Here is a 25,296-nt window from a genome sequence, read left to right on the forward strand (position 1 = left end):
GGTCGGCGTACGCCTCAGTGCTGGACGGCCTTCTCGGCGCCGGCGCCGGTGAGGGAGCGCACCTCCATCTCGGCGTACTTGTCGGGGTCGGACCGCTCCTTGCTGGTGACACTGCCGAGCCAGCCGAGGAAGAAGCCCAGCGGGATCGACACGATGCCCGGGTTGTCCAGCGGGAACCAGTGGAAGTCGATCGAGGGGTCGGTGATCATCGACAGGCTCTTGCCGTCCTTGCCCGGCGGCTTGCCCGACACGACGGGGCTGAAGACGATCAGCACCAGCGCCGAGGTCAGTCCGCCGTAGATCGACCACAGCGCGCCGCGGGTGTTGAACCGCTTCCAGAAGAGCGAGTACAGGATCGTCGGCAGGTTGGCGCTCGCGGCGATGGCGAACGCCAGGGCCACGAGGAAGGCGATGTTCTGGCCGTTGGCGAAGATGCCGCCCACGATTGCGACGGCACCGATGACCAGCGCGGTGATGCGCGCGACGCGGACCTCGCCGTCGGGCGAGACCTCGCCCTTCTTGATCACGTTGGCGTACACGTCGTGTGCGAACGACGCGCTCGCCGTGATGGTCAGGCCGGCGACGACCGCGAGGATCGTCGCGAACGCCACCGCTGAGATCAGTCCGAGCAGGATCTCGCCGCCCAGCTCGAACGCCAGCAGCGGTGCTGCCGAGTTGACCTTGCCGGGTGCCGCCGAGATCTTGTCCGGTCCGACCAGAGCGGCCGCGCCGTAGCCGAGGACGAGGGTGAACAGGTAGAAGAACCCGATCAGCCAGATCGCCCAGACCACTGAGCTGCGAGCCTCTTTCGAGGTGGGGACGGTGTAGAAGCGCATCAGCACGTGAGGCAGGCCGGCGGTGCCGAGGACGAGCGCGAGGCCGAGCGAGACGAAGTCCAGCTGGGTGGTCTCGGACTTGCCGTACTGCAGGCCGGGGCCGAGCAGCTTGTCGCCGGCCTTCGGTGAGTTGTCGATCGCGCCCTGGAGCACGCTCGACAGGTTGACGTTGTACTTCGCCAGCACCCAGACGGTCATCACGAACGCACCGATGATGAGCAGCACGGCCTTGACGATCTGCACCCAGGTCGTGCCCTTCATGCCGCCGACGAGCACGTAGAACACCATGATGATGCCGACGATCGCGATCACCAGGCGCTGGGCGTTGACGCCCTCGACGCCCAGCAGCAGCGACACCAGGCCACCGGCGCCGGCCATCTGTGCGAGCAGGTAGAAGAAGCTCACGGTGAGCGTCGAGATCGCGGCCGCGGTGCGTACGGGGCCCTGGCGCAGGCGGAACGACAGGACGTCCGCCATCGTGAATCGCCCTGTGTTGCGCAGCAGCTCGGCGACCAGCAGCAGTGCGACGAGCCAGGCGACGAGGAAGCCGATGGAGTACAGGAAACCGTCGTAACCGTTGAGCGCGATGGCCCCGGCGATGCCGAGGAACGACGCCGCGGACAGGTAGTCGCCGGCGATCGCGATGCCGTTCTGCCGCCCCGTGAACGCGCGGCCACCGGCGTAGTAGTCGGCTGCGGTGCGGTTGTTGCGCGAGGCGCGGATGACGATCGCGAGCGTGATCGCGACGAAGATCGCGAAGATGACGATGTTGACCGTCGAGTTGCCGACCTGGGTCTGGGCGGGCATGAGGGCGTTCATCGCTCGCTCCCCTCGATGCGGGCGGCGAGGGCGTCGGCGGCCGGGTCGAACGTGCGGTTGGCCCACCGCACGTACAGCAGCGTGATCGCGAAAGTGCTCACGAACTGCAGGAGCCCGAGCACCAGTCCGGTCGTGATGTTGCCCCACAGCTTGTGCGCCATGAAGTCGTGGGCGTACGCGCCGAGCAGGACGTAGGCGAAGTACCAGACCAGGAACAGCGCGGTCATCGGGAAGACGAACTTGCGGAATCTGCTTCGTAGCTCTGCGAACTCGGGGGAGTCCTGCACCTCGCGGTACGACTCGCTCCGGGGTCCGTCCGCGGTGTCGGCACGGGAGGACGACATGAGTGGCCCCTTCCGCCGGTGGATGCGGCCACCGGTGTCGGTGTGATCTGAATCACTTCATGATGACGGTGACCGTGGGCGGAATCGGGGACTTCGCACCATCCGATCTAGGGTGTCGGCGTGAGTGCCCCCGACGTCGCCGCCAGCCTGCGAGCCCTCGAACAGCTCCCGGGTGTCGCCGACGCCGTCATCGCAGCGCGCGACGCCTGCACCGAGCTGCGCTGGCACAACGCCCTGCGCCGTCGTATCCCTGAGGCCGCAGCAGAGTCGCGTGTCCGCGGTGCTCGTGCGAGCGCTGCTCTCGAAGGCGCCGAGGTCGACGTCTACACCGTGCGCGACCTGATGCGCGGAGCCGTCGCCTGGCCCACCGACGACGACCCGGTGATGCACACCGTGCGCGCAGCGGTGCAGTGCACCGCCGAGACCGAGCACGTCCGTGCACTCGTCGGTACGTCGCCCGCCCAGGCCCTCGCGCGCCTGCACGTCGGGGCGGGAGCACCTCTGCTCCCGGCCGACCAGGTCGGACGCCCGCGCGTCGGCGACGAGGACTCCCGCGAGCTGGTCGAGGTCGGGTCGGCGCCGTCTGCAGAAGAAGCCGCCGAGAGGCTGCGCGGACTCGCCGACGTCGTCGCCGCCCGTACGCAGGCTCCCGCGCTCGTCGTCGCGGCCATCGCCCACGCGGAGGTCGCGACCGTTCGACCGTTCGTGCGCGGAAACGCGGTGGTGGCAAGGGGATTCGAGCGTGCTCTGCTCCAGGAGACCGGGCTCGACCCGACCGGCGTGGTCGTCCCCGAGATCGGTCACGGACACGAAGGCGTCGCGGGCTACGCAGGTGCGCTCGCGGCGTACGCCGGCGGCACCCGTGAGGGCGTCGCGCTGTGGCTGAAGCACTGCGCGGAGGCCGTCCAACGGGGCGCGGTCGAGGGGCTGCGCATCGCTGACGCGGTGCTCGCGGGCCGGCTGACCTGACCTTTCCGCAGCGCGGCATTGTGCGCCCCGGGGGAGCGGGAAACAAGTCTTGTTCTCGGCGTCCGACCGGCGTACAAACGAAGGCAGAGAACTTCACAGCTACCGCGACTGACCCAGGCACCCACGCGCAGGCAGTTCACTAATGGACCGCTCGTCACGGGGCTTGTCCCCGGTCGACAAACCAAGGAATGCACGCTTGGTCACCTGACGTAGGTCGCGGTCGATGGCACCCCACCCTCGCGGTGGGGTGCCATCACCCATGTGGGGGCCATTTCGCATGTGAACATTCCGTCGGCTCGAATCGTTGCGTCGCCACGCTCGACGCCGAACAATGGATCTACGCGCTCCCTTCGGGTCGAGCGCCCGGAGCACCAGCCCCATCCCCCCCTGGGGTTTGGCGCTTCGACGGGCCCCGCTGTCCCCCCAGCGGGGCCCGTCTCCGTTTTCGTGGCTCTCACTCCTCCGCCGACCGTGCTCGCAGGCTCGCCCGGACGGCATCGTCGGCGCGACGTGTCGTACGAGCGTCACCGCGGGTGAGCGTTGTGGGATGGCGGGGACATGGAGGGAGGCCGGGTGGCCCGCTCCGGAGATCCCCTCATCCACATCCCCGATGCGAGACCAACCGGCCTCCACAACGACTGACGTGCACCTGGCCGAGCGGGTTCCCGCCGCGGTCGGATCGGCGCATGACATCTCGAGCAGCGTTCTCCCTGGGCGTGATCGGCGGCAGCGGAGGATGCGGCGCATCCGTCCTGACCGGTGCGATCGCGACCCGCGCGGCCAAGGCCGGCCATCGCACGGTTGCCGTCGACCTCGACCCTGCGGGCGGCGGTCTCGACGTGGTGCTCGGGCTTGAGCACGCTCCGGGTCCGCGCTGGCGTGACCTGCACGGCCTGCGTGGTGCGCTCGACTCGGACGCACTGATCGACCAGCTCCCGACGACCGCCGACGGACTGGCGGTGCTGTCCTACGACCGCGCATGGTTCGACGCCGACGCGGCCATGCAGCGCACGGTCATCGACGGACTGCGGGCGGGCGTCGACGTCGTCGTCCTCGACCGTGCGCGCCATCGCGCGGTGCCGACCGCGATGGACGCTGCCGTGCTGCTCGCGCACGGCACGCTGTCGGGGCTCGCCGGCGCCCAGGTCACCGCGGACCACCTGCTCAGCACCTCGGTCGAGCCATGGCTGATCACCCGAGACGTCGCTGACCACGTCGTGCACCAGGTGTGCGAGGTCCTGCAGACGCCGTTGCTCGCCGAGCTGCGCAGCGAGTCCGCGGTCGAGTCCGACCTCGCGCGCGGCGTGCCCCCAGGGCGTTCCCACAAGTCCGTGCTCGCGCGGGTCGCCGACACGGTCCTGCGCGACCTGCTCATCGAACGGCGCGCGGCCGCATGACCGTCGGCGGCACCATCTGGCGACACATCCGTGAGGGAGAGGCGCCGACACCGACCAACGTCGCCGCCCTCGTACGCCACGACTCGGCCGTGCTCGGCGCCGAACGCGCCGATGAGCTGCGTCGGCGGCTGTCGGCCGACGTCCTCGGGGCCGGTCCGCTGGAGGTCCTTCTCACCGAGCCGGGCGTCACCGATGTCCTCGTCAACGGCACGTCGGGCGTGTGGGTCGACCGGGGCGACGGCCTACGGACCGTCGCCGTCGACCTGGGCGACGCCGAGTCCGTACGCCGTCTCGCCGTGCGTCTGGCCGGCGCGGCCGGTCGCCGCCTCGACGAGACCAGCCCGTACGTCGACGGCCTGCTGCCGGGCGGCGTACGCCTGCACGCACTGCTGCCACCGCTCGTCGACGGAGCCGCACACATCTCGCTGCGGGTGCCGCAGCGCCGACGACCCGACCTCGCCACGCTGCACCGGTTGGGGGCCGTTGACGACGCCGGGCTGTCGCTCCTGCGCCGGCTGGTCGCCGCACGGTCAGCGTTCGTGATCAGCGGCGGCACCGGCTCCGGCAAGACAACCCTCCTCGGCGCGCTGCTGCGCGAGGTCGACCCCGCCGAGCGGATCGTGCTGGTCGAGGACGTCCGTGAGCTGCAGGTCGACCACCCGCACGTCGTGCGGCTCGAGGCACGCGCCCCCAACGTCGAGGGACGCGGCGAGGTCACGCTCACCACGCTCGTGCGCCAGTCGTTGCGGATGCGCCCCGACCGGTTGGTCGTCGGTGAGGTGCGCGGTGCCGAGGTGCGCGAGCTGCTGAGCGCGCTCAACACCGGTCATGAGGGTGGGTGCGGCACCGTGCACGCCAACGCCAGCACCGACGTCGTCGCACGCTTCGAGGCGCTCGGCGCACTCGCGGGGATGTCTCCCGAGGCCGTGCGCACCCAGCTCGCCAGCGCGATCAGCGTCGTCGTGCACCTGCGCCGTACGCCGGCCGGACGTCAGGTCAGCGAGGTCGGCGTCCTGCGCAGGCACGACGGGCAGGTCGAGGTCGTGCCAGGGCTCGTCCGCGAGTCCGGCGAGCTGCGGCCGGGCCCGGCGTGGGCCACGCTGCAGGAGCGCCTGTCATGACCGTGCTGGTCGTCGGGCTGCTCGTGGGCCTGGCCGTCATGACCTGGCCGCACCGGCGAGCGGTCCTGCCCGGCGCGGAGGTCGAGCCGATCACACCGCCCGTACGCCGGCCTCGTCGTCGCCGCGCGTCACGGGCCGACCGCGAACGCTCACGCACGGTGCTCCGACTGCTCGATTCGGTCGCGCCCGCGGTCGAGGCGGGCGTGCCCCCTGCGCAAGCCGTCGAGGTCGCGGTGCGCACGACCCGGATCCACGATGCCGCGCTCCGCAGTGACGTCGACCAGCTGGTCGAGGCCGGCGCACAGGGTCACGACCTCGGACCGCTCTGGCTGCGGATGGCTGAGCGCCACCACTCCGACGCGATCGGCGAGGTCGGCCGGGCGTGGACGCTGTCGGACCGGTTCGGGTCGCCCCTCGCCGACGCGCTCGCCACGGCCACCGCGACGATGCGGGCCCGGATCGAGCACGAGCGCAAGGTGCACACGTTGATCGCCGGACCGCGCGCCACCATGCAGCTGCTCACGCTGCTGCCCGTGGGTGGGCTCGGCCTCGCGCCGATCATCGGGGTGCCGCTGTCGGAGGTCTACTCCGCGCGGGTTCTGGTCCTGGCCGGCGTGCCCGGGATCGCCCTGCTCCTGATCGGGCGTTACGCCGTGGCCAGGATGGTGCGCCGCGCGACCGCCCAGCAGGCTCTGACATGACCGCCGTTCTCGGCGGGCTCGTCCTGCTCGCATGGTGCCTGTGGCCCGGACGATCGACGCGCCCCGTCCTGGCAGGGTCAGCGCCCCAACCGACGGCGCCTCCGGTGGCGACAGCCACGTCCGACGAGGGCCCGCTCGCCGTCGCCGAGGCGATGGACCTGCTCGCTCTCGCCCTCGGCACCGGTGCCGCTGTGGTGACCGCGGTCGAGGCCGTCGCCGACCGAGCAGGCCCGGTGGTCGCTGTTCACCTGCGCCACGTCGCAGCCGCCTTGCGCTGGGGCGTCGAGCCCACCGTCGCCTGGGACGGACTGCCTCGGGTGTGGCGGCCGGCAGCGCAGGCGATGGCGCTCGCGGCCATCGCGGGCGTCGCACCCGGCAGCCTGCTCAGGCGCGCAGCCGACGACGTCCGCGAGGCCGAACGCCGACGCCTCGAGGAGTCGGCCGCCCGGCTGTCCGTGCGCATCGTCGTACCACTCGGGCTGTGCTTCCTGCCGGCGTTCGGGCTGCTGACCGTGATCCCCGTCGTCGCCGCCCTCGCCTCCGGTCTGCTCACCGGCGGCCCCTGACCTGCTCGGCGCCCGCGCCGCTCAGACGCCGCGCTCGCGGCCGGCTCGTACGTCGAGCCAAACACCGTCGTACGCCACCGTGGCGCACGCGAAAACCCTTGGAGGAAATATGAATCCGAACACTCTGACCGCCCGTCGTCGACTTGCTGCCCGGTGGCGAGCCGTCGCGGTCCGCGGTCGCGACGCCGGCATGACGACCGCCGAGTACGCCGTCGGCACCCTCGCGGCGGTGGCGTTCGCCGCACTGCTCATCGCCGTCATCAAGTCCGGCACGGTCAAGGCGGCGCTCACGGGCATCATCCAGTCGGCGCTGAGCACCGTCTCATGAACCGACGGCGGCTGTGGGCGCACAAGCGAAAGCCATTCGTACGCAACGGTTCTCGCCACGTTCTCGACGAGTCGCCGACTCGTCGCCCCCGTCGTGGCAGCCAGAGCGGCATGGTCTCCGCCGAGCTCGCAGCCGCCGTCCCGGCCGTCGTGTTCGTCCTGGCGGTGGCCCTCAACGCCATTGCGATCGGCATCGACCAGGTCCGGTGCGCTGACGGAGCCAGGCTCGCCGCACGCGCTGCCGCTCGAGGTGACACGGCTGAGGCAGTTCGGGCAGCGGGTCTGCGCAACGCACCCGACCGGGCGACTGTGCTGGTGGGCAACGGCGACCTCGTGCAGGTCACCGTGACGAGCCCGGTTCCCGGTCCGTTCGGGTGGCTCGTCGGAGGCGCCGACCTGAGCGCGACCGTGCGTGCGCAGCGTGAGACGGCGGCCGCCCCATGAGCGATCGAGTGTCTCGGCGGAGCGACCGGGGGTCGGGGTCGTTGCTGATGATCGGGGTGTGCGGCGTGCTCCTCGTCCTGCTCACCGGTGCCATGGTGCTGGTGAGCGCGGTCCATGCGAGCGCGCGCGCACGCGCGGCCGCCGACCTGGCCGCACTCGCCGCGGCGGACCTCGTCCTCAACCCGACTCCCGGCGAGGCGCCGTGCACGCGGGCGAGCCGTCTCGCGGCGGCCAACGGCGGCGAGCTCGTTGCATGCTCCACCGGCCAGGACGACGTCGTCGTCACCGTGCGGGTCGAGTCGTCGGCGAGTGTCATCGGCGCGGCGACCGCGCGCAGCCGGGCCGGGCTCAGCCCCGAGTCGGCGTCTTCTCCGCCCACCCGCCCGATGCCGTGATAGGTGTCGGCCATGACGATCGGAGTACAGCACCAGCAGTCAGCCGCCCGTCACCTGTCCGAGCTCGTACGCATCCCGACGGTGTCGACGCCCGACCCGGCAGATCGCGACACCGAGGCGTTCGCGGAGTTCCCGCGGGCCCTGCAGAGCGCGTACCCGCTGCTGCACGAGCACCTCGACCTCACGACCGTCGGCGACGGCGGACTCCTGTTCAGGTGGCAGGGCGCGAGCGACGCGCGGCCCCTCGTCCTGATGGCGCACTGGGACGTCGTGCCGGTCGAGCCGGAGCAGTGGAGCGACGACCCGTTCTCGGGACGCATCGCCGACGGCACCGTGCACGGTCGTGGGACGCTCGACGACAAGGGCTCTCTCGTCGTGATCTGCGAAGCGGTCGAATCCCTTCTGGCGCAAGGCTTTTCGCCGTCGTACGACGTCTACCTGTCGTTCGGCTGCGACGAGGAGATCTCCGGTACGACCGCGCCGGCCGCCGTCGACGAGCTGCGTCGGCGTGGGGTGACGCCCTGGCTCGTGATCGACGAGGGCGGCGCCGTGGTCGAGGGGGTCTTCCCTGGGCTGAAGAAGCCGGCCGCGCTCGTCGGCCTGGCCGAGAAGGGCGTCCTCGACGTCGAGATCCGCACGAGTGCCAGCAGCGGACACGCCTCGATGCCCGCCCGGCACGGCGCGGTGGCACGGCTCGCCGCGGCGATCACCCGCATCGACGCCCACCCGTTCCCGGTCAGTCTCACCCCGCCGTTCGTCACGATGCTGCAGACGCTCGGCCCGCATCTCGCGCCACCGCTACGGCCGCTGCTCGCCCGGGCCGATCGGGCGCGACCGGCCCTTGCGCGCCTGCTCGCCCGGCTCGGTCCTGAGACTGCGGCCGTCGTGCGCACGACCGTCGCGATCACCCGGCTGGAGGGCAGCCCGGCCGCCAACGTCGTCGCCTCGACCGCGTCCGCCCACGCCAACATCCGCATCCAGGTCGGCGAGACCGTGCGGACGACGCTCGACCGGCTCACCCAGGTCGTCCACGACCCGACGGTCGAGCTCCACGTCGTGTCGGCCGCCGACCCGACGCCGATCTCGCCGAGCGACGGACCGCAGTTCGCGGCGATCCGGGCCGCAGTCGCGGCCACCTATCCCGAAGCGGTGACCGCGCCGTACGTCATGCTCCAGGCGTCCGATGCCCGCCACTTCCACGCGATCAGCGAGCACGTCTACCGGTTCAGCCCGCTCGCGATGACCCGGGCGCAGCGCGACAGCATCCACGGCGTCGACGAGCACGTCACGATCGATGCGCTGGGACGCGGGGTCGTGTTCTACCGGCGCCTGATCGCCGACCACGCCTGACGGTCGCCTTCGGGTTCTTCGAGGCGGGCAGGCGACCGGTCGGCGTACCCTGGACCCATGCGAGGCGTACTGCGATTTATCCGCCCCCGGCCGATCACCGGCCGCGGGGCAGCGTTCGCGCGCGTCTAGGTCCCGCACCGGTCCGGCCGGGGGTGCAGCCCACCCACCGCCCGTTCAGACCGAAGGACCTGCCATGACCGATCACCTCACCCCCGCACAGCTCGCCGACGCGCTCGCCCTGCGTGACCTCACCGACCCCGACCAGGGCCCGCACGCCGCGCAGCTCCTCCTGACCGCCCTCACCGATGCCCTCCGCGACATGTGGCCGCACACACCGGTCGACGTCGTGCGCAGCAGCCCGCTGGTGAGCGTCGCCGACAACTACGACCACCTCGGGTACGACCCCGCCGCCGTCACGAGGGACGCTCGCTACACCCGCTACGTCGGACCGTCCGTGATGCTGCGCAGCCACACCAGCGCTGGAGTCCCTCCACTGCTGCAGGGGATCGCGCGCGACAGTCCGACGGCGTACGACCGGCTCCACCTCCTGCCCGGCCTGGTGCACCGGCGTGACGCGATCGACCGTACGCACGTCGGTGCCCCGCACCAGGTCGACGTGTGGCGGCTCAGCCGTGGCGAGCGGCGTACCCCCGATGAGCTCGCCGAGATGATCGGAGCGGTCGTCGAGGCCGTCCTGCCCGGGGCGCGCTGGCGAGCGGTCGACGCGGAGCATCCCTACACGGTCGACGGTCGCCAGGTCGACGTCCGTCACGGCGGGGAGTGGCTCGAGCTCGCCGAGTGCGGACTGGTCGACCCCGACCTGCTCGCTCGCTGCGGGCTCGACCCCGACCTGTGGTCCGGGCTTGCGCTCGGCATGGGCATCGAACGAGCACTCATGCTGCGCAAGGGAATTCACGACATCCGGCTCCTGCGCGCCACCGACCCGCGGATCGCCGAGCAGATGCTCGACCTCGACCCGTGGCGGCCGGTGTCGATGCAGCCGGCGATCAGGCGTGACCTGTCGCTCGTGGTCGGCTGGTCGGCCGACGAGGAGACGATCGGCGACCGGGTGCGCCTCGCTCTCGGCCCGCGGGAGTCACTGCTGGAGGCGGTGCGGCTGCTGGCGCGGTCGACGTACGACGACCTGCCGGACCAGGCGCGCCGGCGGCTGCAGCTGCGGCCCGGTCAGGTCAACGCACTGGTGCGTCTCACGCTGCGGCCGCTGGACCGGACCCTGACCCACGAGGAGGCCAACGTGATCCGCGACGAGGTCTACCGCGCGGTTCACGAGGGTGCGGTCCTGGAGCTCATCGGCTGACGCACCTGCACGAATCTCGTCTACCCGGCAGTGCATGGAGTGCCGGACAGACGAGATTCGTCTGCGGACATGACGAAGGCTGTCTGCCCGGCAGTGCATGGAGTGCCGGGCAGACAGCCTTCGTCGGTGGGTCAGCGGCGGTCGTCCGGGGGCAGGTCGTCGCCGAACCGACCGCGGTCGTCGAGGCCCCGGTCGCCCAGCGGCCGACCGTCCACGTCGAGGTCATCGGTACGACGGCCGTCGGCGCTCAGCGGGCGGTCGGTGTCGAGACGACGGCTGTCGGCGTCACGGTCGGCCAGCGGGCCGGCCGCGGCCTGCTCGCGCTCGACCAGGCGGGCGTGCTCACGCTCGCGCTCGGCCAACGCCTCGTCGCGCTGCTGGGCGCTCACCTTGGCCTGCTTCTCCAGGTCCTTGCGCTCACGGCGCTTGCGGGCGCCACGCTTGCTGCCCCAGTAGAAGAACCGCAGGGCGGCGAGCAGGAGACCCAGCGCGACGGCTCCGAGCACGAACACGACGAGCGGGCTGACGTGCACGTCCAGGCCCGCGGCGGACAGGTCGACGTCGGCCGAGTCGCCGGTGGCGAGCAGGAACCACAGGACGAGCAGGGCGGCGAGGACGAGGAAGACTACGGCTACGGCGATCATGAATGACTACCTCCTGGCGCGTGAGGGGACGCGCGTGGGTGGACTGGTCCTGGTTCGGACCCTACTGGTCGATGGCGCTCAAGCAGAGGACCGCGGACCCGGGTCGGCCATGTCACTCAGCACCACATCGAGCACGGCGACGGCGCCGGCCTTGTCGAGCGGGTTGTTGCCGTTGCCGCACTTGGGCGACTGGACGCACGACGGGCAGCCGTTCACGCAGGCGCACTCCGCGATCGCCGAACGGGTCGCGCGCAGCCAGGTGGCGGCGCGCTCGTACCCACGCTCGGCGAACCCCGCCCCACCGGGATAGCCGTCGTAGACCACGACGGTCGGCAGCCCGGTGTCGGGGTGCAGCGCGGTCGACACGCCGCCGATGTCCCAGCGGTCGGACTGGGCGACCAGCGGCAGCATCCCGATCGAGGCGTGCTCGGCGGCGTGCAGCGCGCCCGGCAGATCGCGCTCGTCGACGACCTCGAGCAGCAGCGCCGGGTCGACGGTCCACCACACACCGCGGGTGCGCAGCGTGCGTTCGGGCAGGTCGAGCGGGTGCTCGCCGAGCACCTCACCCGACGGGAGCCGGCGCAGGAACGACGTCACCTGGGTGCGTACGTCGAGCGTGCCGAAGTGCAACGACACGCCGGACCACGTCGTACGCCGTTCGCTCGCCACGATGTCGAACGCACTCACCGACCGCGCGACCGTCGACCAGCCGGGGTCACCTGCCGTGACGTGCGCCGACCCGTCGGACAGGTCGAGGTCGGACACGACGTACGTCTGCCCCTGGTGCACGTACACCGCACCGGTGTGGACGGCACTGTGCGCACGCTCGGCGTCGACCGTGCCGAGGACGCGGCCGGTGCGGTTCTCGACGATACGGACGACGGGGTCGCCGGTGCCGCGCAACGACAGGTGGTCACCGGGCCGGTCGTCACGCGCCCAGAACCAGCCGCGCGGTCGCCGTCGCAGGATCTGCCGTTGCACGAGCGTGTCGATGAGCGGCCGCATCGTCGGCCCGAAGTACACCTCGTCCTCGGGGGTGAGCGGCAGCTCGGCGGCGGCTGCCGCGAGGTGGGGAGCGAGGACGTACGGGTTGTCGGCATCGACGACCGACGCCTCGACCGCCCGCCCGAGCAGCATGTCGGGGTGGTGGACGAGATAGGTGTCGAGCGGGTCGTCGGCCGCCACGAACAGCACGAGCGACCGCTGCCCGCGCCGCCCGGCCCGCCCGGCCTGCTGCCACAGCGAGCCCACCGTGCCGGGCCAACCCGCCAGGACGACGGCCTCGAGACCGCTCACGTCGATGCCGAGCTCGAGCGCGTTGGTCGCGGCGAGCCCGCGCAGCGACCCGTCGCGCAGGGCGCGTTCGAGCTCGCGCCGCTCCTCGGGCAGATACCCGCCCCTGTACGCCGCGACGGTCGCCTCCAGCCCCGGCGCGGACTGCGCGAGGCGCTCGCGGGCCATGTCGGCGACGACCTCGACGCCGACGCGTGACTTCGCGAACGCGAGGGTCTGCACGCCGTCCCCGACGAGCGCGGTGAGCAGGTCGGCCGACTCGGCGACGGCCGAACGGCGACCGTCGTCCTCAGCGCGCCCCGGAGGCGGGCCGGGCTCCCAGAGCGCGAAAGTCATTGCTGCTCTGGGCGATCCGTCGATCGCGACCGGTCGTACGGGCTCGCCGACGAGCGTGGACGCGTGCGCTGCCGGGTCCGCCACCGTCGCCGACGCCAGCACGAACGTCGGGTCGGCGCCGTAGCGCGCGGCCACCCGTCGCAGCCGTCGGAGCACGGCCGCGAGATGCGCACCGAACACACCGCGATAGGTGTGGCACTCGTCGACCACGACGTACTTCAACGACCGCAGGAACGGCGCCCACCGCTCGTGCCCGGGCAGCAGCGTGTGGTGCAGCAGGTCGGGGTTGCTCAGCACGACCTGGGCGTGGTCGCGGATCCAGCGGCGCTCGTCGGCGGGGGTGTCGCCGTCGTACGTCGCCGCCCGCACGCCCGGCACGGCGTACGACGAGATGCGCGCCAGCTGGTCACCGGCCAGGGCCTTGGTGGGCGCGAGGTAGAGCGCGGTGGCGCCGCGACCCGAGGCCGCGCTCGCCCCGTCGGCGACGGCCGAGAGGATCGGCAGGAGGTAGGCCAGGCTCTTGCCCGACGCGGTGCCGGTCGAGACGACGACGTGCTGGCCGGCGTACGCCAGGTCGGCCGCCTCGCGCTGGTGGCTCCACAGCCTCGTCAGCCCGGTGCCGCGGACGGCGGCCGCGACCTGAGGGTTGACCCAGTCGGGCCAGTCGGCGAGCTGCTCGTGCCGCTCGGGGAGGTCCTCGACGTGCAGCAGGCGCCCGGTGCCGACGCCCTCGGCGAGCCGCCCGAGCGCCTGGGCCGGGTCGAACGCACGTGAGGCTGAGGCATCCATCGACAGGACACGCTATGTCCTTGGCAGGGCCGGGGTCGTTAGTGTTCAGGGTCACCTCCCCACAGACCGTCCCCATCAGAAGGAGCAGCACCGTGGACCTGACCGTGACCACCCGCGACGAGGGCGACGTCACCGTCGTGACCCTTGCCGGCGAGGTCGATGTGTTCAGTGCCCCGACCTTGCGTGACGAGATGTCCACGGTCATCGCGCGTGGCGGCACCCGCCTGCTCGCTGACCTCACCGACGTCCCGTTCCTGGACTCCACCGGCCTCGGAGTCCTCGTCGGCCGCCTCAAGACCGTCCGCGTCCAGGACGGCGAGCTGCGCCTGGTCATCAGCAGTGACCGGGTCCTGCGCAACTTCCAGATCACCGGCCTCGACAAGGTGTTCCGGATCTATCCCACGGTCGAGGAAGGCCTCGCCGACATGACCGGGGAACGCTAGGTGTTGCGGCGCATGAGGTTGGTGACACGGCCGGGTAGCTAAGGGCGGGCAGGTCCCTGCGGCGACAGGATGAAGGTGTCAAGCCGTTCATCACGTCGAGTCAGCCGAAGGAACCTGCCCTATGCCCCACAGTAAAGCCGCCCTGTCGTTCGAAGGACGTCGTCGCCTGGTGCGCCGGTGCCAGCACCGCCCGATCGCGCACGTCGCAGCGGAGGCCGCGGTCTCGCGGCAGTGCTTGTCGAAGTGGTACGCCCGGTGGCGTGAGCACGGCGACGAAGGGTTGCACGACCGGACCAGCCGGCCCCGCCGTTCCCCGACCGCCACACCGCCGCAGGTGGTGGAACAGGTCATCGCGTTGCGCAAACGCAAGTGGTCCGCGCGGCGGATCCATCTGGAGCTGAGCGCCCAGGGCGTCAGGATCGCGGTGTGCACGATCAGCCGGATCCTGGTCCGGCACGGACTGAACCGGCTGCGGCACCTGGACGTTGACGGGGAACCGTTGCGGGCGCCGGGAAAGATCACTGCCCGGTACCCCGGGCACATGACCCACCTGGACGTGAAGAAGGTCGGGCGCATCCCCGACGGCGGCGGGTGGCGGGTGCACGGTCGCGGGTCGGCCCAGGCCAAGGCCGCCGACCGGGCCAAGACCCGTGGCGCCCGCACCGGGTACACCTACCTGCACTCCGCCCTCGACGGGTTCTCCCGGCTGGCCTACACCGAAGCCCACGACGACGAGAAGGCCGTCACCGCGATCGGGTTCTTGTTCCGTGCCCGGGTGTTCTTCGCCGCGCACGGCATCACCCGCTTCACCCGGATCGTGACTGACAACGGGTCCTGCTACCGCGCCAGTGCGTTCACCCGGGCCGTGCACTCCTTCGCGGCCAAGCATCAGCGGATCAAGGCGTTCACGCCCAAGCACAACGGCAAGGTCGAGCGCTACCAGCAGACCTACACCCACGAGGTCCTCTACGCCGCCGCGTACGAGTCCGAGCAGCAGCGTCGCGACCAGCTCCAGGTGTGGCAGGTCCACTACAACTACCATCGCCCCCACACCGCCGCGGGCGATCAGCCGCCGGCCTCACGACTGCCAGCCGGCGTCACCAACCTCATGCTCAGTTACAGCTAGGCCCGCATCCGTTCGTCGTCTCCTACGGACACCGACCCACCACACGCCAAGGGGCGCAGATCATGCAGAGCAACCTGTTCGACCAGCAGAACCTCGAGGTCCAGAGCCAGCAGCGGTTCGGCCTCCAGAACCCGCAGATGCTGAGGGTCTCGCTCGGTCAGGACGTCCTGTCCGTCAAGGGCGCCATGGTCGCCTACCAGGGACAGATCACCTTCAACCACGAGGGCGCCGGCTCGGTCGGCAAGCTGCTCAAGAAGGTCGTGACCAGCGAGGACGTCCCGCTGATGCGGGTCTCCGGCCAGGGCGAGGTGTTCTTCGCCTCCGAGGCCGGGTTCGTGTTCCTGGTCGACCTCACCGGCGACGGCATCTCCGTCAACGGCCGCAACCTGCTGGCGTTCGACTCCTCGATCGGCTGGGACATCAAGCGGGTGCAGGGCGCCGGCATGATGAGCGGCGGCCTGTTCAACATGGTGCTGCAGGGGCAGGGCACGGTCGCGATGCACGCGGTCGGCCAGCCCGTCGTCCTCGACTGCTCGCAGCAGCCGACCTACGTCGACGTCCAGGCGGCCGTCGCGTGGTCGTCCAACCTGGTGCCGCAGGTCGTCAACAGCATGAACATGAAGTCCATGCTGCGCGGTGGCACCGGTGAGGCGTTCCAGTACGCCTTCCACGGTCCGGGCTTCGTCGTCGTCCAGCCGAGCGAGTGGACCCCGGCTGCCGGCGGTCAGCAGCAGCAGGGCGGTCTGCTCGGCAACCTGATGAGCTGACGTGGTGACCGCCGACGTCCCGCTCGCGTCGTCCGACCTGCCGTCGCTGCGTGACGCGCTCCGGGACGTCGGCTTCACCCTCGACGGCGTCGCCGACTGCCTCGGCGAGCGTGCGAGCCGCGCGCTGCACCGTGAGCAGGCGGTGCCCGCCGACCTCGTGACCCGTACAACGACCGCGCCGGTCGGCGTCCTCGTCCGCCTGTTCACCCTCGGTCGGCCCGTCTCGGCCTCCGCCCTCGATCGCGTGCTGCCCGGCTGGGATGTCGACCGCCTCGCCCGGACAGGGCTGGTGTCCGTCGAGGGCGATCACGTACGCACGCTGTTCGACCTGCGCCCCTACGGCGACGAGCAGCGCGAGTGGTGGGTGCTGTCCGACCTGTCCGAGGTGATGACCGGTCGGCCGCTGCCGGTCGATCACGTGCTCGGCATCGGCGGCGCCTCGACCACGTTGGCGTCCTGGACGACCCGTACGCCGGTCGGTCGCGCCCTCGACCTCGGCACCGGGTGCGGGGTCCAGTCGCTGCACCTGTCGCAGCACGCGTCGTCCGTGGTGGCCACCGACATCTCCCAGCGGGCGCTGGCCACCACGCGGTTCAACGCCGCGCTCAACGACCTCGACTGGGACGTGCGGGGCGGTTCGATGCTCGAGCCGGTCGGCGACGAGACGTTCGACCTGGTCGTCAGCAACCCGCCGTTCGTCATCACGCCCCGGTCCGACGACATGCCCACCTACGAGTACCGCGACGGCGGGCAGGTCGGCCACGCGGTCGTCGCCGACCTGGTCAGGTCGGTCGAGCAGCACCTCACGCCCGGTGGTGTCGCACAGCTGCTCGGCAACTGGGAGGTCCCCGAGGGCGGCTCGTGGGAGGACGTCGTCGGCGGGTGGCTCGCCGGCACCGGGCTCGACGCGTGGGTCGTCCAGCGCGATGTGCAGGACCCCGCCGAGTACGCCGAGCTGTGGGCCGGCGACGGCGGACACCGTTCCGGCACAACAGGATTCGAGCAGATGTACGCCGCGTGGCTGGCCGACTTCGAGTCGCGCGGTGTCGGTGAGATCGGCTTCGGTGTCATCACCCTGCAGCGCCCGCGCGACGGCCGCGAGCCGTGGCGCGACCTCGTGGCGTCCACTGGTTCGGTGGCCTCGCCGATGGGCCCGTCGGTCGCCGCAGGACTCGCGGCCCGCACCTGGTTGGCCGAGCACGGCGACGCCGGGGTGCTCGCGACCGCGTGGCAGTGCGCGGCCGACGTCACCGAAGAACGGCACGGCCGACCGGGCGCAGACGACCCGAGCGTGATTCTCGTACGTCAGGGCGGCGGGCTGGGGCGGGCGTTCCGCGCCGACACCGTGCTCGCGGCGTACCTCTCGGTCTGCGACGGCTCGCTCACCGCCGGTCAGGCCCTCGACGCGATCGCCACACTGGTTGATGCGAGTCCGGAAACCGTTCGCGCGCAAGCGGTTCCGCAGATTCGTGACCTGATCGCCGACGGCCTCCTCATCGACCCGACGGACTAACCGGACGTCTGCTTGCGAGAGCGATGTCGCTACGGAGGCGGAGGGCAGGGGGCCGCCGGAGGAGCATGGTGGGTCTGGCGGGAGGCCGAGCTTGCGAGGCCGGATGGTTTGCGACGCAGGCGGCCCCCTGCCCGGAGCCGGAGGTGAGTGTGCGGTTTCGGGAGTCTCCCCGTGCGGCACCGTGGTTTCGACGCGGACTCCGCTAGCGCTCCGTCCGGCTCAACCAGCGGTCGACACGTCAGCGGACAGGTGGGTCAGGCGAGCTGCCAGGAGCGCTTGGACAGACCGAACCAGAAGCCGTCGATCACGCTACGCACGTCACCGTTGCCGTCGGCCGCAGCGCCCAGGGCGACGTACAGCGGCGCCCAGTGCTCCGTACGAGGGTGGGCCTCGTGGGCGGCGGGCGCACGGTGCAGGAAGTCCATCAGGGCGTCGACGTCACCCGAGGCCATCGTCTCTGCGGCCCAGGCGTCGAACTCCGACGACGGCGTGGGCGGAGCGGCGTCGGCGCCGGCGCGCGGGTCGAACCAGTGCAGGTTGTGCGTGGTGAACCCGGAGCCGACGACGAGCGTGCCCTCGTCGCGCAGCGGGGCCAGGCGACGGCCGAGCGCGAACAGCTGCTGCGGGTCCAGCGTCGGCATCGACATCTGCAGGACGGGGATGTCGGCGTCGGGGAACATCTCCTTGAGCGGGACGTACGCACCGTGGTCGAGCCCGCGCTCCTCGTCACGGTGCACGGGTACGCCGGGCTGCCGCACGAGCGCCTCGACGTCACGGGCGAGGTCGGGAGCGGGCGGGGCGTCGTACGTCACCTCGTAGTACCGCTGCGGGAAGCCCCAGAAGTCGTACAGCAGGGGAGCGCCGCTGGTGGACGAGAGCGCGACCGGCGCGGCCTCCCAGTGGGCCGAGACGATGAGGATGCGGTCGGGGCGCGGCAGGTCGGCGCCCCACTGGCCGAGCTCGTGGGTCCAGCGGGCGTCGTCGGCGAGGGGTGGTGCGCCGTGGCTGAGGTACAGGACAGGCTGCCGGTCGCTCATGCAGCGATCGTACGCCAATAAAGTTGAACGTTCAATAACGTGACCGTGTCCGGGATCGGCCTGGCGCGAGGCGCCGCAGAGCAGGCCTTATGGTCATACCGGTCCCACGTCGGAGCAGCGACGAATCCGCTGCACGTGATCGGCCAGAACAGGAGTCCGTCCCCGTGTCACGCAAGCTCGTGATCGTCGAGTCACCGGCCAAGGCCAAGAAGATCGGCGAATACCTCGGCAGCGACTACGTCGTCGACGCCAGCGTCGGCCACATCCGCGACCTGCCCACGCCGTCGGAGCTCCCGGCCGACATGAAGAAGGGCCCGTACGGCAAGTTCGCCGTCGACGTCGACAACGGGTTCGACGCGTACTACGTCGTCGACGCCGACAAGAAGAAGAAGGTCGCCGAGCTCAAGCGCCTCCTCAAGGACTCCGACGAGCTCTACCTCGCCACCGATGAGGACCGCGAGGGCGAGGCCATCGCGTGGCACCTGCTCGAGGTGCTCAAGCCCAAGGTGCCGGTCAAGCGCATGGTGTTCCACGAGATCACCAAGGAGGCGATCCAGCGCGCGGCCAACGCCACCCGCAAGCTCGACGACCGCCTCGTCGACGCGCAGGAGACCCGCCGCATCCTCGACCGTCTCTACGGCTACGAGATCAGCCCGGTGCTGTGGCGCAAGATCCGCCGCGGCCTGTCCGCCGGTCGTGTGCAGTCCGTCGCGACCCGCATGGTCGTCGAGCGTGAGCGTGAGCGCATGGCGTTCGTCGCCGCGTCGTACTGGGACGTCGAGGGCGAGTTCAAGCCCGAGTCGGCCGGACAGGCTTTCGCCGCAAGGCTTTCCGGCGTCGACGGCAAGCGCGTCGCGGTCGGTCGCGACTTCGACGACCGCGGTCAGCTGAAGTCCGCCGACCTCGTACACCTCGACCAGCAGCGCGCGACGACGCTCGCCGAGTCGGTCGCGCAGTCGCGCGCCACCGTGACCTCGGTGCAGGAAAAGCCTTACACCCGTAGGCCGTCCGCGCCGTTCACGACGTCGACGCTGCAGCAGGAGGCCAGCCGCAAGCTGCGCCTGTCCTCCAAGAACGCCATGCGCGTGGCGCAGCGGCTGTACGAGAACGGCTACATCACCTACATGCGTACCGACTCGACGACGCTGTCGGAGTCCGCGCTGACCGCCGCTCGTCAGCAGGCGCGCGACCTGTACGGCGCCGAGTACGTCCCCGACGCGCCGCGCCGCTACGAGAAGAAGTCCAAGAACGCCCAGGAGGCTCACGAGGCGATCCGCCCGGCCGGTGACCGCTTCCGTACGCCGGCGCAGGTGGCCGGTGAGCTGCGCGGCGACGAGTTCGCCCTGTACGAGCTGGTCTGGAAGCGCACCGTCGCCTCCCAGATGGCCGACGCCCGCGGGTCGACCGCCACGGTGCGGCTGTCCGTCCCCGTCGAGTCCAGCGGGTTCGCCAAGACGGCCGAGTTCTCCGCGAGCGGCACCGTGATCACCTTCCGCGGCTTCCTCGCTGCGTACGAAGAGGGCCGCGATGCGACCCGCAACGCCGACGACTCCGACACCGAGCGCCGTCTGCCCAAGATGGCCGAGGGCCTGGGCCTGGAGGTGCTGCGCGCAGAGGCGGACGGTCACACCACCAGCCCGCCGCCGCGCTACACCGAGGCGACGCTCGTGAAAGCCATGGAGGAGAAGGGGATCGGCCGCCCGTCGACGTACGCCGCGACGGTCGGCACGATCCAGGACCGCGGCTACGTCGGCACCCGAGGCAACGCGCTGGTGCCGACCTGGCTCGCGTTCGCGGTGACGCGCCTGCTCGAGGAGCACTTCCCGAGCCTGGTCGACTACGAGTTCACCGCCTCCATGGAGGAGGGGCTCGACGAGATCGCGGCGGGCAACGACGGCCGCGCGGCCTGGTTGTCGCGCTTCTACTTCGGCAACGAGGCGACGTCGGCCGAGGGGCTGCGCCACCTGGTCGACCACCTCGGTGACATCGACGCCCGCGGCATCTCCACCATCGAGATCGGCGACGGCATCGTCGTCCGCGTGGGTCGCTACGGCCCCTACGTCGAGGACACCGTGCCGAAGGGCGTCGACCCGGCCACGGGTGAGGTCACCGACGCCGAGGCCGCTGAGAAGGGCACGCCGCGGCGCGCCACGATCAACGACGACATCGCACCTGATGAGATGACGCCGGCCAAGGCCCGCGAGCTGCTCGAGGCTGCCGACGACGACGGTCGCGTGCTCGGCCAGGACCCCGCCACGGGGCGCGACATCGTGGCCAAGGCCGGTCGCTACGGCCCCTACGTCACCGAGGTGCTGCCCGAGGACGCGCCGCCGCCCCCGCCCGCCGACGGTGAGAAGCCCAAGCGCACCAAGAAGGTCGCCAAGCCCAAGCCCAGGACGGCGAGCCTGTTCAAGGACATGGACCTCGCCACGATCGACATCGACACCGCGCTCAAGCTGCTCAGCCTGCCGCGCGTGGTCGGCGTCGTCAGCGAGACGGTCAAGGACGACGACGGCAACGAGGTCGAGAAGCCCGTCGAGATCACGGCGCAGAACGGCCGCTACGGGCCCTATCTCAAGAAGGGCACCGACTCGCGCTCGCTGCAGACCGAGCAGCAGCTGTTCGACATCACGCTCGACGAGGCGGTCAAGATCTACGCCGAGCCCAAGCGGCGCGGGCGTGCGGCCGCGCCGCCCCTGAAGGAGCTCGGCACCGACCCGGCGTCCGAGAAGCCCGTCGTGGTCAAGGACGGTCGCTTCGGCCCGTACGTCACCGACGGCGAGACCAACGCGACGCTGCGCAAGGACGACGACCCGGCGACGATCACGCCGGAGCGCGGTTTCGAGCTGCTCGCCGAGAAGCGCGCCAAGGGCCCGACGACGCGCAAGAAGACCGCCAAGAAGGCCGCGAAGAAGACCACCAAGAAGGCTCCGGCCAAGAAGACGACGGCCAAGAAGGCCGCCGTCAAGAAGTCGAGCTGAGGTCCTCGCCTGATGCGTACGATCCCCGCCGCGGTCGGCGCAGCGCTGCTGGCGGCCGGTCTGACCGGCTGCCAGCAGGCCGAGGCACCGCCGGCGACGACGCCGGCCGAACGCATCGAAGGACTCGGTGTCGTGCGCAGTTACACGGTCACGTCACGCAACCACGTGACGACCTGGCCGTCGTACGCCCAGCATCCGGCCGTCGGCGGCGACCACTATGCGGAATGGGCCAGCTGCGGCGTCTACGACGCCGAGGTCCCTGAGCCCAACGCCGTGCACTCGCTCGAGCACGGCGCGGTCTGGATCACCTACAAGAAGCCCTTGTCGCCCGAAAACCGTTCGTACGTCAGCGGACTCGCATCCGGCCAGTACGTCCTGGTGTCCTCGTACGCGCGCCAGGAGGCTCCGTTCGTCCTCACAGCGTGGGGCAAGCAGGTCGCCGTCGCCGACCTCAAGGACGCGGCGGTCGCGGACTTCTTGAAGAAATACGTCCAAGGTCCGCAGACTCCAGAACCCGGTGCCCCCTGCTCCGGCGGATACGCTCCTGGTGCGACAGTCTGAGCGGATCGTCGGGGAGCACGCACACGATCTATTCGGGGGGCCATGGAACCGGAGGAGGTCGTGGCCCCGTCGCAGGCACGACCCACTGCAACGGTTACCGCACAAGGAGTTCGTCATGCCCCGCACCCGCAACCGCGCCGCTCGCGCCGCCGTCGTCTCGCTCGCCCTCGCCGGCGCGCTCGGACTGAGCGCCTGCCAGGAGGACAGCCCCACCGCGGCTGAGCCCACGTCGGCTGCCCCCACCTCGTCGGCTGCTGCCGAGCCCACCAGCGAGGCACCCTCCTCGGAGGCTCCCACCACGGAGGCCACGTCCGAGGCTCCGTCCACGACCGCGGCGCCCAGCGCCTCGACCTCGGCTCCCGCCGGTGGTCCGGTGGGCGACACGACCCTGACCCCCGAGGGCACGACGCTGAAGTTCGGTCAGCCGGCCGTCGTCAAGGAGGGCTCGGGCGACTCCGCCGACACCTACCGCCTCTCGGCCACCGCGCTGGAGGTCGCACCCGACTCGGTCTACACCTCCGAGAACCTCAACAAGGCCAACGGCAAGGTGTACTACCTGCGCTACAAGGCCACCAACATCGGCAAGTCCGGTGCGACGTGGGGTGCGTCGGACGTCAACAGCTTCATGTTCATCCCGAAGCTCTCGCCCGACCAGAAGGGCAAGAAGCTCATCGGCTCGATCGACGCCTGTGACACCCCCAGCGACGACATCCCGGTCGGCGGTACCGGTGACGGCTGTGAGGTCTACCAGATCACCGGCAACACCGTCACCGACGTGATCTTCCGTGCGGGCGACAGCCGCGTCGTCTGGACGAAGTAGCACCAGCACGTACGCAAGGGCCCGGTCGCCACGGCGGCCGGGCCCTTCGTCGTACCCGAAGTGGCGAGAGTCAGCCATCGTGAGCACCGGCCACAAGGCGTGGCAGCGGATAGGTTGCGAGCGCCCCGTACACCGCATCAGGAGTTTCGTCATGCCCCGAAGCAGTAGGCGCGCCCGCGCCGCCGTCCTCGCCGTCGCTCTGGGAGGTGCCCTCGGACTGAGCGCGTGCTCGGATGATGCGTCGGTCAGCGCGCCGGCGTCGACGGCCGCGCAGACCTCGGCGGCCGCGCCGAGCTCATCCGCCGAGACCCCGGCGGCCACGTCCGCCGCGCCGACCTCGGAGTCCGCGGCTCCCGTCGAGGAGTCCACGACGACGAGCACCACCGCCGCGTCGCCGACGACCTCGGCGTCGAAGGGCGACATGAAGGTCACACCGTCAGGGACGACGCTGAAGGTCGGCCAGCCGGCGCTGATCGAGACCCGGGACGGCGAGCTGTTTCGCGTGACGCCCAAGACCCTCGCGGCGGCCCCGGACTCCGACTACGCGGCCGCCAACCTCGACAAGGCCGACGGCACGATGTACTACCTGACGTTCGACGTGAGCAACGTCGGCGACGTCGAAGGTCACGTCAACCGCCGCTACCTGCACCCCAAGACCGACGCGGGCGGCATGATGGGACCGAAGGTGCTCTACGGCAGCACGCCGGCCTGCAAGGGCACCGCCGGCGACCTGGCCCCCGGCGCGACGCAGACGAACTGCTACATCTACCAGATCGACGGCGCACCGATCACTGATGTCGAGTACGCCGGCTCGCCCCAGAAGCTCACCTGGACCAAGTAGCACCCGCACGCACGCAGGGCCCGGTCGCGACGGCGGCCGGGCCCTGCGTCGTACCCGCGGTCAGTGCTGCTCGACGGGTACGCCGAACGCGAGCGGCTCGCGGGTGAACCGGTAGGTCGCCCAGAGCAGCTGGCGTACGGACCCGTCGGAGTGGCGTGCGACGCGCAGCAGCTCGCCCTTCTCGCGGCCGGCGACCGTGCGGTAGACGTCGTCCTCGACCCGTTCGAACCGCGACGACGGCCGGGCCGCCGGGAGCCCGTCGATGCGGGCCTCGAGGCCACCGTCACGAATGACGAACGTGAACCCCTGGCCCTCGGACCACCAGCGCCCGGTGAGGGGTACGAGCTCGGCCGGCTGCTCGGTGCCTGGCGTCCACGGCGTGAGCGGCTCGGGGTCGTGCTCCAGCACGTACGACGCGAGGTCGAGCGCCGCAGCGCGTGGGTCAGGGGCGTTGGTGGCGTTCATCAGGATGATGCCCGTCGTGCCGGACGAGCGCTCGGTGAAGACACCCGAGACCGAGCCCGGCAGCCCGCCGGTGTGACCGACCCAGGTGCGGCCGTCCCGTCGAGCGAGCTCGAGCCCGAGGCCCCAGGCGAACGACCAACCGGTGGTGTCGCCGACGATCTGCGGCTGGCACATCTCCTCGAGGGTCGCGGGTGCGAGCACCGACGGGTCGGGCGCGGCGAGGAACCCGTGCCAGGCCGCCATGTCGGTGGCGGTGCTCCAGATCGCCCCGGCCGATGCGGTCGCCTGCTTGTCGACGCGTGGCTCGGTCACGGGCACGTCGCTGAACGGCGGCACGTAGTAGGCGCCGGCGACCGGGCTGGACGGGCGCAACGCGGTGCGGCGCAGGCCGAGCGGGTCGAGCAGACGCGCACGCAGGCTCTCGCCCCATTCGCGACCGTCGAGGCGGGCGATGATCTCGCCGAGCACGGCGTAGCCGAGGTTGCTGTAGTGCCACGTGGTGTGCGGGCGCAGCACGCGCTCGGCGTCGTTCCACCCGGTCACGAGCCCTGCGCGGTCGGGGAACTCCAGGGTGTCCCAGACGTCGCCGACCGGCTCGCGCTGCATGCCGGTGGTGTGCGACAACAGCTGGCGGAGCGTGACCCGCGGGTGCTGGGTCTCGGGCAGGTGCTGGTCGACGGTGTCGTCGAGGGTGAGCCGCCCCTCGTCGCGCAGCTGCATCACCATGACGGCCGTGAACGTCTTGGTGTTGGACGCCACCTGGAAGTGGGTGTCGGCGCCGAGATCGACACTCTGGTCGTCGAGGTCTGCCACGCCGATGCCGTTGTGCCACAACAGCTTTCCGTGGCGGCCGACCGCCGCGACGAGGCCCGGCACGCGTCCGTCGACCTGGCGGCCGGTCGCTGTGCGGGTGAGCTCACGGTCGGTGGTGGGGCTGATCGGCGACGGCTCCTGAGTCATGACACCCGAACCTACGCCCCGAGCAAAGGTCACCGTCAGGACACCCGCAGGTCGCGCCACGGCCACGTTGGTCGCGAAGAGTAGGCATCACCACACGTATCGGTGGGCGCGGGTGGACGCGCCCACCGACCGG

At 71.0% G+C, this 25,296-nt stretch carries 24 protein-coding genes; 18 read left to right on the forward strand and 6 right to left on the reverse strand.

Annotated features, from left to right (window positions below; translation table 11 throughout):
• Positions 1-14: 14 nt before the first annotated feature.
• Together VV01_RS01450 and VV01_RS01455 are read right to left on the reverse strand one after the other, a co-directional pair.
• Positions 15-1,655, reverse strand: coding sequence for a solute symporter family protein (locus VV01_RS01450; protein WP_050668328.1), 1,641 nt, complete (start codon positions 1,653-1,655; stop codon positions 15-17).
• On the reverse strand, positions 1,652-1,999 hold the full coding sequence (locus tag VV01_RS01455; protein ID WP_050668329.1) for a DUF485 domain-containing protein: 348 nt from the start codon (positions 1,997-1,999) through the stop codon (positions 1,652-1,654). The genes VV01_RS01450 and VV01_RS01455 overlap by 4 nt, the downstream gene beginning before the upstream one ends.
• 120 nt (positions 2,000-2,119) lie before the next feature.
• Here VV01_RS01455 and VV01_RS01460 point away from each other — a divergent pair, with 120 nt between their 5' ends.
• From VV01_RS01460 to srmL, 10 genes are all read left to right on the forward strand, one after another.
• Positions 2,120-2,968, forward strand: coding sequence for a Fic family protein (locus VV01_RS01460; RefSeq protein WP_050668330.1), 849 nt, complete (start codon positions 2,120-2,122; stop codon positions 2,966-2,968).
• Between the two features lie 686 nt (positions 2,969-3,654).
• Positions 3,655-4,365 (forward strand): hypothetical protein, encoded by a 711-nt coding sequence (locus tag VV01_RS01465; RefSeq protein WP_157508697.1) that lies wholly within the window; start codon positions 3,655-3,657, stop codon positions 4,363-4,365.
• The gene (locus tag VV01_RS01470) at positions 4,362-5,486 is read left to right on the forward strand and encodes a TadA family conjugal transfer-associated ATPase (protein WP_050668332.1); all 1,125 of its coding nucleotides are present in this window, start codon (positions 4,362-4,364) and stop codon (positions 5,484-5,486) included. The genes VV01_RS01465 and VV01_RS01470 overlap by 4 nt, the downstream gene beginning before the upstream one ends.
• Positions 5,483-6,187: a type II secretion system F family protein gene (locus VV01_RS01475; protein WP_050668333.1), complete on the forward strand. Its 705-nt coding sequence runs from the start codon at positions 5,483-5,485 to the stop codon at positions 6,185-6,187. Before VV01_RS01470 ends, VV01_RS01475 begins: the two co-directional genes overlap by 4 nt.
• Positions 6,188-6,291: 104 nt before the next feature.
• Positions 6,292-6,753: a type II secretion system F family protein gene (locus tag VV01_RS01480; protein ID WP_197274968.1), complete on the forward strand. Its 462-nt coding sequence runs from the start codon at positions 6,292-6,294 to the stop codon at positions 6,751-6,753.
• A gap of 109 nt (positions 6,754-6,862) precedes the next feature.
• Complete coding sequence (locus VV01_RS01485) at positions 6,863-7,081, forward strand: DUF4244 domain-containing protein (protein ID WP_050668335.1); 219 nt, start codon at positions 6,863-6,865, stop codon at positions 7,079-7,081.
• Between the two features lie 110 nt (positions 7,082-7,191).
• Entirely contained in the window at positions 7,192-7,524 is a 333-nt protein-coding gene (locus tag VV01_RS01490) for a TadE family type IV pilus minor pilin (RefSeq protein WP_050668336.1), read from the forward strand.
• Positions 7,521-7,919 carry an Rv3654c family TadE-like protein gene (locus tag VV01_RS01495; protein WP_071606250.1) on the forward strand — a complete coding sequence of 133 codons (399 nt, stop codon included), beginning with the start codon at positions 7,521-7,523 and terminating at the stop codon, positions 7,917-7,919. Before VV01_RS01490 ends, VV01_RS01495 begins: the two co-directional genes overlap by 4 nt.
• Before the next feature lie 12 nt (positions 7,920-7,931).
• Positions 7,932-9,269, forward strand: a complete 1,338-nt coding sequence (locus tag VV01_RS01500; protein WP_050668338.1) for a M20/M25/M40 family metallo-hydrolase — start codon at positions 7,932-7,934, stop codon at positions 9,267-9,269.
• 193 nt (positions 9,270-9,462) lie between these two features.
• Entirely contained in the window at positions 9,463-10,587 is a 1,125-nt protein-coding gene (gene srmL / locus VV01_RS01505) for a PheS-related mystery ligase SrmL (RefSeq protein ID WP_050668339.1), read from the forward strand.
• 131 nt (positions 10,588-10,718) lie between these two features.
• Here srmL and VV01_RS01510 read toward each other — a convergent pair whose 3' ends face one another.
• Positions 10,719-11,231 (reverse strand): hypothetical protein, encoded by a 513-nt coding sequence (locus VV01_RS01510; RefSeq protein ID WP_050668340.1) that lies wholly within the window; start codon positions 11,229-11,231, stop codon positions 10,719-10,721.
• A gap of 78 nt (positions 11,232-11,309) precedes the next feature.
• On the reverse strand, positions 11,310-13,649 hold the full coding sequence (locus tag VV01_RS01515; protein WP_050668341.1) for a DEAD/DEAH box helicase: 2,340 nt from the start codon (positions 13,647-13,649) through the stop codon (positions 11,310-11,312).
• Positions 13,650-13,741: 92 nt separating this feature from the next.
• On the opposite strand from VV01_RS01515, the gene VV01_RS01520 reads away from it, so the two are divergent.
• The 4 genes from VV01_RS01520 (at position 13,742) to VV01_RS01535 (ending at position 17,498) form a co-directional block, all read left to right on the forward strand.
• Positions 13,742-14,092, forward strand: coding sequence for an anti-sigma factor antagonist (locus VV01_RS01520; RefSeq protein ID WP_050668342.1), 351 nt, complete (start codon positions 13,742-13,744; stop codon positions 14,090-14,092).
• 121 nt (positions 14,093-14,213) lie between these two features.
• The gene (locus VV01_RS01525) at positions 14,214-15,218 is read left to right on the forward strand and encodes an IS481 family transposase (protein WP_050668343.1); all 1,005 of its coding nucleotides are present in this window, start codon (positions 14,214-14,216) and stop codon (positions 15,216-15,218) included.
• A 62-nt stretch (positions 15,219-15,280) separates the two neighbouring features.
• Positions 15,281-15,985: an AIM24 family protein gene (locus VV01_RS01530; RefSeq protein WP_050668344.1), complete on the forward strand. Its 705-nt coding sequence runs from the start codon at positions 15,281-15,283 to the stop codon at positions 15,983-15,985.
• A gap of 4 nt (positions 15,986-15,989) precedes the next feature.
• Positions 15,990-17,498: a DUF7059 domain-containing protein gene (locus tag VV01_RS01535; protein ID WP_157509036.1), complete on the forward strand. Its 1,509-nt coding sequence runs from the start codon at positions 15,990-15,992 to the stop codon at positions 17,496-17,498.
• 254 nt (positions 17,499-17,752) lie between these two features.
• Here VV01_RS01535 and VV01_RS01540 read toward each other — a convergent pair whose 3' ends face one another.
• On the reverse strand, positions 17,753-18,535 hold the full coding sequence (locus VV01_RS01540) for a dioxygenase family protein (RefSeq protein WP_050668346.1): 783 nt from the start codon (positions 18,533-18,535) through the stop codon (positions 17,753-17,755).
• A gap of 164 nt (positions 18,536-18,699) precedes the next feature.
• Between VV01_RS01540 and topA the strand changes: the two genes are divergently transcribed.
• From topA to VV01_RS23150, 4 genes are all read left to right on the forward strand, one after another.
• The gene (gene topA, locus VV01_RS01545) at positions 18,700-21,516 is read left to right on the forward strand and encodes a type I DNA topoisomerase (RefSeq protein ID WP_050668347.1); all 2,817 of its coding nucleotides are present in this window, start codon (positions 18,700-18,702) and stop codon (positions 21,514-21,516) included.
• Positions 21,517-21,528: 12 nt separating this feature from the next.
• The gene (locus tag VV01_RS01550; RefSeq protein WP_050668348.1) at positions 21,529-22,077 is read left to right on the forward strand and encodes a DUF3105 domain-containing protein; all 549 of its coding nucleotides are present in this window, start codon (positions 21,529-21,531) and stop codon (positions 22,075-22,077) included.
• Positions 22,078-22,192: 115 nt separating this feature from the next.
• Positions 22,193-22,897 (forward strand): hypothetical protein, encoded by a 705-nt coding sequence (locus tag VV01_RS01555; protein ID WP_050668349.1) that lies wholly within the window; start codon positions 22,193-22,195, stop codon positions 22,895-22,897.
• Positions 22,898-23,048: 151 nt separating this feature from the next.
• Positions 23,049-23,738, forward strand: a complete 690-nt coding sequence (locus VV01_RS23150) for a hypothetical protein (RefSeq protein WP_050668350.1) — start codon at positions 23,049-23,051, stop codon at positions 23,736-23,738.
• A gap of 60 nt (positions 23,739-23,798) precedes the next feature.
• Here VV01_RS23150 and VV01_RS01565 read toward each other — a convergent pair whose 3' ends face one another.
• The gene (locus tag VV01_RS01565) at positions 23,799-25,163 is read right to left on the reverse strand and encodes a serine hydrolase domain-containing protein (protein ID WP_050668351.1); all 1,365 of its coding nucleotides are present in this window, start codon (positions 25,161-25,163) and stop codon (positions 23,799-23,801) included.
• Positions 25,164-25,296 lie beyond the last annotated feature (133 nt).

It is taken from the genome of Luteipulveratus halotolerans, assembly GCF_001247745.1.
Taxonomy (GTDB): domain Bacteria; phylum Actinomycetota; class Actinomycetes; order Actinomycetales; family Dermatophilaceae; genus Luteipulveratus; species Luteipulveratus halotolerans.